Annotated in this window: 8 protein-coding genes and 1 pseudogene; 4 read left to right on the plus strand and 5 right to left on the minus strand. The window is 73.7% G+C overall.

What is annotated here, in order from left to right:
- Nucleotides 1–229: pseudogene (locus tag DKT68_RS24685) on the minus strand (EamA family transporter); the annotation flags it as partial.
- Between the two features lie 105 nt (nt 230–334).
- Between DKT68_RS24685 and DKT68_RS24690 the strand changes: the two are divergent.
- Nucleotides 335–1,051 carry an HAD family hydrolase gene (locus DKT68_RS24690; protein ID WP_109819774.1) on the plus strand — a complete coding sequence of 239 codons (717 nt, stop codon included), beginning with the start codon at nt 335–337 and terminating at the stop codon, nt 1,049–1,051.
- Nucleotides 1,052–1,066: 15 nt separating this feature from the next.
- On the opposite strand, the gene DKT68_RS24695 is transcribed toward DKT68_RS24690, so the two are convergent.
- Together DKT68_RS24695 and DKT68_RS24700 are read right to left on the minus strand one after the other, a co-directional pair.
- Nucleotides 1,067–1,597: a hypothetical protein gene (locus tag DKT68_RS24695; RefSeq protein ID WP_109819775.1), complete on the minus strand. Its 531-nt coding sequence runs from the start codon at nt 1,595–1,597 to the stop codon at nt 1,067–1,069.
- 17 nt (nt 1,598–1,614) lie between these two features.
- Nucleotides 1,615–2,484, minus strand: coding sequence for a PhzF family phenazine biosynthesis protein (locus tag DKT68_RS24700; RefSeq protein ID WP_109819776.1), 870 nt, complete (start codon nt 2,482–2,484; stop codon nt 1,615–1,617).
- Between the two features lie 33 nt (nt 2,485–2,517).
- Here DKT68_RS24700 and DKT68_RS24705 point away from each other — a divergent pair, with 33 nt between their 5' ends.
- The 3 genes from DKT68_RS24705 (at nt 2,518) to DKT68_RS24715 (ending at nt 5,683) form a co-directional block, all read left to right on the plus strand.
- Nucleotides 2,518–3,804: a magnesium transporter MgtE N-terminal domain-containing protein gene (locus DKT68_RS24705; RefSeq protein ID WP_109819777.1), complete on the plus strand. Its 1,287-nt coding sequence runs from the start codon at nt 2,518–2,520 to the stop codon at nt 3,802–3,804.
- The gene (locus DKT68_RS24710) at nt 3,797–4,447 is read left to right on the plus strand and encodes a DUF1003 domain-containing protein (protein WP_109819778.1); all 651 of its coding nucleotides are present in this window, start codon (nt 3,797–3,799) and stop codon (nt 4,445–4,447) included. Before DKT68_RS24705 ends, DKT68_RS24710 begins: the two co-directional genes overlap by 8 nt.
- A gap of 87 nt (nt 4,448–4,534) precedes the next feature.
- The gene (locus tag DKT68_RS24715) at nt 4,535–5,683 is read left to right on the plus strand and encodes an Mrp/NBP35 family ATP-binding protein (RefSeq protein ID WP_109819779.1); all 1,149 of its coding nucleotides are present in this window, start codon (nt 4,535–4,537) and stop codon (nt 5,681–5,683) included.
- 274 nt (nt 5,684–5,957) lie between these two features.
- Here the strand turns inward: DKT68_RS24715 and DKT68_RS24720 are convergent, their stop codons facing one another.
- On the minus strand, nt 5,958–6,380 hold the full coding sequence (locus tag DKT68_RS24720; RefSeq protein ID WP_109819780.1) for a Sec-independent protein translocase family protein: 423 nt from the start codon (nt 6,378–6,380) through the stop codon (nt 5,958–5,960).
- Nucleotides 6,381–6,456: 76 nt separating this feature from the next.
- The coding region (locus DKT68_RS24725) for a S1C family serine protease (RefSeq protein ID WP_236647060.1) at nt 6,457–7,645 on the minus strand (1,189 nt) is incomplete at its 5' end.

Raw genomic sequence — 7,645 nt, forward strand, 5'->3', positions numbered from 1 at the left:
GGCCCCTTCTCGCTGGCCCGGCGAGCGCACGGAACTCGGCGCGGCGCCGGGCCAGCGAGAAGGGGCCCAGCACCGCCACCGCGAGCATGTTGCGCCAGAACGCGATGGCCAGGGCCGGAGCCGCGGCGTACGCGATCAACGGCGCGGACGACGACACGGCGACCACGGCCAGCCCGACGGCGCCGGTCGTCAGCGGGTCCAGGGGCGGGCGATGTGAGTGAGGGGGCACGGGAAGCAATCCTCACACGATCGTGGTCGCCACAGACCGTCAGCACTCCGTTACGATCACGCGGGTCCGCGCCGGCGACCCCCGACCGCCCGGAGGCGTTCCCCCATGCCCACCTACCAGGCGGTGCTGTTCGACTTCTTCGGCACCCTGACCCGTCCGGTGCAGCGCGGCACCGCGCACCTCGGCACGGCTGAGCTGCTCGGATGCCCCACCGACACGTTGACCGAGGTGCTGGACCGTACCTACTACGAGCGGGCCACCGGCCGGCTCGGCAACGCCGAGGCGACGCTGCGGTGGGTCTGCGCGCAGGCCGGCGTACACCCGAGCGACCATGCGGTGCGCGCGGCGGTGGCCTCCCGGCACCGGGCGGTCCGCGCGGACACCCGGCTGCGGGCCGACGCGGTGCCCGTGCTGGCGGCGTTGCGCCAGCGGGGCCTGCGCACCGGCGTGATCAGCGACTGTACGCACGAGCTGCCGGCCTTCCTGCCATCGCTCGCGGTCGCGCCGCTGCTCGACGTGCGGGTCTTCTCCGTACAGCTCGGGCAGTGCAAGCCGGACCGCGCGCTCTACCTGACCGCCTGTCAGCGGCTCGGGCTGACGCCACGGGACTGCCTGTACGTGGGCGACGGCGGCAGCCAGGAGCTGACCGGCGCCGAGCGGGCCGGGATGACGGCCGTCCGGCTCGCCGCACCCGACCTGGCCGAGCACATGGTCTTCAACGCCGAACCGGACTGGCGCGGCCCGACACTCGGCACGCTGCGCGACGTGCTCGACCTCGTCGACGCCGGGGTCGTCGGCGCGGGCGTGGGCGGGGCGGTCTGACGGCCGGCGTGCGGGTCAGCGGCGGCGGACCCGGTGCAGCCGGAACGGCTTGCGGGTGGCCCGGACCGCCGGCGTCTCCCGGGGTGGCTCCGCCTGCGCGTCGGCGGGCAGGTCGACGCCGGTCAGCGGCTCACCGCCCGGGGCGAGCCGGTTCACCGCGCAGCCGTCGGCGACCCAGCGGGCCACGAGGTCGGCGGTCGGGCCGGGAGCGTTCAGCCGCTTCCCCGCCACCAGCGGCGCGGTGGTGTCCCACGCCTCCGTGCCCGGTCGCAGCCGGGTCACCCGGGCCGGCCACGTGACGATCCGGCCGCCGTGGTCGCCTCGCAGGGTGACCTGCGCCTCGGCCGCGTCGGCCAACCCCGGGGCGGCCTGCTCGCCCGGCCCGCTGACCACGAACAACGCACCCTCCAGCGGTGCGCACCAGAGCGCGAACGCTGGCCCGCCGGCCACGCTGACCCAGGCCACCGCGGCCTTCTTCATCGTCTCGTCGACCAGCGGCGTGCCACGGGGGGCGTCCTCGTCCGTCACCCCCGCATTCTCCCGCATGGGCCCGGTCACGCCAGTCAGCCCACGAAGGGTGGCACCGCGATCTCACCCCGGGCCACCGCCATCACCTGACCGGCGACCGTCGCGCCGACCACCACGCCGTTCGCCGCGGTGACCGTGCAGGCCAACGAGGACGGCCGGTTGATCTCCACGCCCTGGCGCACCGCGTAGTGGGACAGCCCCTCGCCGGGCAGCAGACCGCTGGCCACCAGCCAGACGCCGAGACCGAGCGCCGCCGAGCCGGTCGCCGGGTCCTCCGGTACGCCGAGCCCGGGCACGAAGACCCGGGCGTGCGCGGTTTGCGTGGCCGCGTGCCAGGAGAAGACGCTGACGTGCGCCACCCCGTACCGCTCCGCCGCAGCCGGGTTCACCCGGGCCCGGGCCACCGACTCCGGCCGCACCGGCAGGTACGGGAACTCCAGCCCGCAGCCGGCGACCCGCGGGGCGGGCCCGGCGTGGTCGTCCGCGACCAGCCCGGCGATCTCCAGCAGCGGCTCCGGGTCCAGCTCGGGACCGAGGGTGGGGCTGCCGCCGGTCAGCGTCGCCCCGGTCGCGGTCACCTCGATCGGCAGAACCCCGGCACCGCACTCCTGGGTGACCTGCCCCACACCGAACATTCCGCGCCGGCTCGCGGTGACCGCCGCGCCGACGCTGGGATGCCCGGCGAACGGCAACTCCTCGACCGGGGTGAAGATCCGGGCCCGGTAGGTGGCACCGACCTGCGTCGGAGGCAGCACGAACACCGTCTCGGAGAGGTTGAACTCCAGCGCGAGCGCCTGCATCTGCTCCGTGGCCAGCGCCTCCGCGCCGAACACCACGGCCAGCGGGTTGCCGGCGAACGGGCGATCGGTGAAGACGTCCACGATCTCGTAGGCCAAGGTCGACATGTTGATAAACACTAGGCGCTTAGGCTGGTGCCCGTGAGCACGCCGACCCGGGTCTACATCGCCCGCCTTGCCGGAGTCGCCGTCTTCGACCCGAACGGCGACCAGGTGGGCCGGGTCCGCGACGCCGTGGCCCGGCTGCGCGCGACCAAGCGCCCCCCGGAGGTCGTGGGCCTGGTCGCCGAGATGCCGATGCGCCGGCGGATCTTCCTGTCCATCAACCGGATCACCTCCATCGACGCGGACGCGGTGGTGCTCGGCTCCGGCACCCTCAACCTGCGGCGTTTCGAGAAGCGCCCCAACGAGCTGCTGGTGCTCCAGGAACTGCTGGACCGTCGGGTGCAGCTCGACCCGGGTGGCCAGCCCGGCGCGGTGGTGGACGTCGCCATGGAGTGCACCCGGGGCGGCGAGTGGTCGCTCACCCGCGTCGCGGTCCGCGAGCAGACCGGCCGGCTCACCCGCCGCGGCCACCTGCACCAGGTGGAGTGGGACCGCGTGCGCGGGCTCAGCGGCATCGCCGACAACCGGGGTACGGCGAACCTGCTCGCCGTCCTCGAGGACATGCGCCCGGCCGACCTGGCCAACGCCTTGCAGGACCTGCCCGACGCGCGGCGCAACGAGGTCGCGGCGGCGCTGGACGACGAGCGGCTGGCCGACGTGCTGAGCGAGCTGCCGGAGCACGACCAGGTGGAGATCCTCGCCGCACTGGACCGGGAACGGGCCGCCGACGTCCTGGAGGAGATGGACCCGGACGACGCCGCGGACCTGCTCAACGAGCTGCCCCCGCCGGAGCAGGACGTCCTGCTGGACCTGATGGAGCCGGACGAGGCCGACCCGGTGCGTCAGCTCCTGAAGTACACACCGGGCACGGCGGGCAGCGTGATGACCTCGGAACCGGTGATCCTGCCGCCGGACGCCACCGTCGCCGAGGCTCTCGCGCGGATCCGGGAGCCACAGCTGTCCCCCGCCATCGCCGCCCAGGTCTTCGTGACCCGGGCCCCGCAGAACACACCGACCGGCCGCTACCTGGGCATGGTGCACTTCCAGGCGCTGCTGCGCGAACCACCGGCCGACCTGCTGGGCAAGGTGGTGGTCAACGACATCGACCCGCTGCGGCCCACCACCCCCCTGCCGGAGATCACCCGCCGGATGGCCACCTACGACCTGGTCGCCATGCCGGTGATCGACCGCAACAACCGGCTGGTCGGCGCCGTGACGGTGGACGACGTGCTGGACCACTCGCTGCCCCGGGACTGGCGTGACCGGGACGCCGGGGGCGCCCGGAGCACCACCGACCGGGAGCTGGACGGCGCGGATGGCTGACCAGCGGCGGACGGAACGGCTCGACCAGCCGCGCGAGCCCCGGGGCATCAAGCTGCCCCGGTTCGACGCGGAGGCGTTCGGCCGGTGGTCCGAGGGCATCGCCCGGGGCATGGGCACCGCGAACTTCATCGTCGTCATGACGGTGGTGATCGCGATCTGGTTCGGCTGGAACACGCTGGCCCCGGCGCACCTGCGCTTCGACCCGTACACGTTCACGTTCCTCACCCTGGTGCTGTCGTTGCAGGCCAGCTACGCGGCGCCGTTGATCCTGCTGGCCCAGAACCGGCAGGCCGACCGGGACCGGCTGGCGTTGGAGGAGGACCGGCGGCGGGCCACCGCGCAGAAGGCGGACACCGAGTACCTGGCCCGGGAGATCGCGGCGCTGCGGATCGCGCTGGGCGAGGTGGCGACCCGCGACTTCCTCCGCTCCGAGCTGACCCGGCTCGCTGAGGAGCTGGACGAGGCGGGGCAGCGCCGGCAGCGGTTGGAGCGCCGGCAGCAGGAGAAGGACAGCCGGCAGGAGCGGCGGAGCCAGCGGGCGACCGACGGTGCGGGGCTGGACGAGCCCCGCGACGACCTGGACGGCGACCACGCGCACGACGCCCGGCGGGACGGCACCGGGCTCCGCCCGCAGGACGGCTGACCGGAGGGCTCCGACCGGTCATCGATTGGCTCACACCGTTCCCGGCCAGCGGCCGGAGCGGATGCCCCGCGACGTAGCATTGCGGGCATGTCAGCACCCGTCAGCACCGTCGAGGACGCGATCCAGGCCGCCCTGGCCACCGTCAACGACCCGGAGATCCGCCGGCCCATCACCGAGCTCGGCATGGTCCGCTCCGCCACGATCGGCGCCAGCGGTGTCGTACGGGTCGAGCTGCTGCTCACCGTCGCCGGCTGCCCGCTCAAGGACAAGCTGCGCACGGACATCACCGCTGCCGTGGCCGCGGTGCCCGGGGTGACCGGGGTGGAGATCGACTTCGGTGTGATGAGCCCCGAGCAGCGGCAGTCGTTGCAGTCGCAGCTCCGCGGCGGGGGCGCCAGCGAGGAGCCGGTCATCCCGTTCGCCCAGCCCGGCTCTCGGACGCGCGTGTACGCCGTGGCCAGCGGCAAGGGTGGCGTCGGCAAGTCCAGCGTGACCGTCAACCTGGCGGCGGCCCTGGCCGCGCGCGGGCTCTCCGTGGGCGTGGTCGACGCGGACATCTACGGCCACTCGGTGCCCCGGATGCTCGGCGCGGACGGCCGGCCGACCCGCGTCGAAGACATGATCATGCCGCCTCAGTCGCACGGCGTGAAGGTGATCTCGATCGGCATGTTCACCTCCGGCAACGCCGCCGTGGTGTGGCGCGGCCCGATGCTGCACCGGGCGTTGCAGCAGTTCCTCGCCGACGTCTACTGGGGCGACCTGGACGTGCTCCTGCTCGACCTTCCCCCGGGCACCGGCGACGTGGCCATCTCGCTGGCCCAGCTGCTGCCCAACTCGGAGATCCTGGTGGTGACCACGCCGCAGGCCGCCGCCGCCGAGGTGGCGGAGCGCGCCGGTGCGATCGCCCTCCAGACCCACCAGCGGGTGGTCGGCGTCATCGAGAACATGTCCTGGCTGGAGCTCCCGGACGGCTCCCGGATGGAGATCTTCGGCGCTGGCGGCGGCGCGGCCGTCGCCGAGTCGCTGAGCCGGACCATCGGCGCGCAGGTGCCGCTGCTCGGGCAGATCCCGCTGGACACCCGCGTCCGGGAGGCCGGCGACGCCGGTAACCCGATCGTGCTCGCCGAGCCGGAGTCACCGGCCGCGCAGGCGCTCGGCACGATCGCCGACCGGCTCGCGCTGCGCCGTGAGTCGCTGCTCGGCAAGCCCCTCGGCCTCAAGCCCGCCGGTCGCTGAGCCGGCGGCCCTGCCGAAGCTCGCCGGGCCCTGAGCCGGCGGCCCTGGCCGGGTCCACTGAAGCTCGTCGGGCGCTGAGCCGGCGGCCCTGTCCGGGTCCGCTGAAGGCTGCCCGGGTCCGGCCCGGCCGACGGTTCTCGTGGCCGTCCTGTGGAGCTGATGTCGCGAACGGATCGCTCAGGGCGTGTAGCCCGGCGTCCAGCGTGATGACGCGTACGACTCAGCTCCACAGGACCGGACGGAACGATGCGGCCCTCAGGCGGTAGCGGGCGGATCAGGTGGCGTCGTCGTAGCTGACCCGGGGAGCCGGCGCCGAGGGGCTGCCGGTGGCCGTGCTGGAGCGGGTGCCGTTCGAGCGCGGGTCCGCGGCGTTGGCCACGTCCTTCAGCTCGTTGTGCACACCGGTGACGTCCGAGCGCAGGTTGTCGTAGACGCCCTGGAGCGGCTTGCGGATCGCCGCCTCGTCCTCCTCGCTGAGGAGGTGCTTGCGGATGAAGGCCTTCGGGTGCAGATCCTCGAGCTGGATGTCGGTGCCCAACTCGCGACTCAGGTCGCCGGTGGCGTTACGCGCCATGTTGCGCAGGTTGCGCACCAACCGCAGGCCGTCGGTGATCACGGCCGGCAGCCGGTCACCGAAGATCAACAGCGCCAGGAGCAGCAGCGCACCGATCTCCCACCAGTTCAGGTTGTCGAACATCCCGCGGGCCTCCTATCGGCGTCAGCAGCAAGACTACGCACGTCGAGCGGCTTTCGGGCAGGGGGTGACCCGCTGTTCACTTGGCGTCCGCGGCGAGGGTGACCGAGGTGTTCTGCCGGTCGGCGCCGCGCCGGAACTCGACGGTCACCACCGAACCGGGGGCGAACTTGCGCACCAGGGCGATCAGGTCCGTCGGCTCGGTCATCGGCCGGCCGTTGAGTTTCATGATCACGTCGCCGACCCGCAACCCGGCGCCCGCAGCCGGCCCGGACGGCTCCACGGCGGCCAGTCGTACGCCGCCGCTGGCGCCCGCGCCGGGGCCGCCCACCTGGGCGCCGATCACCGTACGCCGGGCCTTGCCGGTGCCGATGATGTCCTGGGTCACCCGTTTGGCCTGGTTGATCGGGATGGCGAAGGCGAGCCCGATGTTGCCGGCCTCCTGCCCCTCGGCGACCAGCGACTTGATGGTGGAGTTCACCCCGACCACGCGCCCGCCGCCGTCGACCAGCGGGCCGCCCGAGTTGCCGTGGTTGACCGCCGCGTCGGTCTGGATCGCCGCGTAGTAGCGCACCGGGCCGCCGGGCTCGCCGGCCTGCATCGTGCGGTCCAACGCGCTCACGATGCCGGCGGTGACCGTGTTGGCCAGCGAGAGTGGTGAGCCGATGGCCAGCACCGGATCACCGACGGCCAGCGCCTCGGAGTCGCCGAACTCGACCGGCCGCAGCCCCGTCCGGTTCACCTTGATCACCGCGATGTCCGACTCCGGGTCCTGGCCGACCACGGTCGCCGGGGCGGAGCTGCCGTCGTTGAAGATCACCGAAGCCTTGCCGCTGCCGCCCGCCACCACGTGGTCGTTGGTGATCACGTGGCCGTCAGAGCTGGCGATGAAGCCGGAGCCCTCACTCGTCCCGCCGAGGCTGCTCACCCGCACGGTGACCACGCTGGGCAGGACCCGTTCGGCAACCCCGGCCAGCGACTCCGGCTTGCGCTGGGCCAACGCCGGCGGCTGCGCCGGCTCGGCGCCGAGCACCGTCCCGCCGCCCCCGCCGCGCACCGCGAACGCGTAGCCGAGCGCGCCGCCGAGCGTGCCGGCCAGCAGCGCCGTGATCACCGGAATGAGCAGCAGGTGGCGCAGGGTCGGCCGGCCCGGCGCGTCCGGGTCGGTGACCGGCTCCGGCTCGGTGCCGGCCGTCACGACCCCCGGCACCACCACGGCGGCCGGTGTGGCCGGATCCCGCCACGGGTCGGCGAGCGCGTCCGACCAC

The organism is Micromonospora acroterricola, assembly GCF_003172955.1.
GTDB lineage: Bacteria > Actinomycetota > Actinomycetes > Mycobacteriales > Micromonosporaceae > Micromonospora > Micromonospora acroterricola.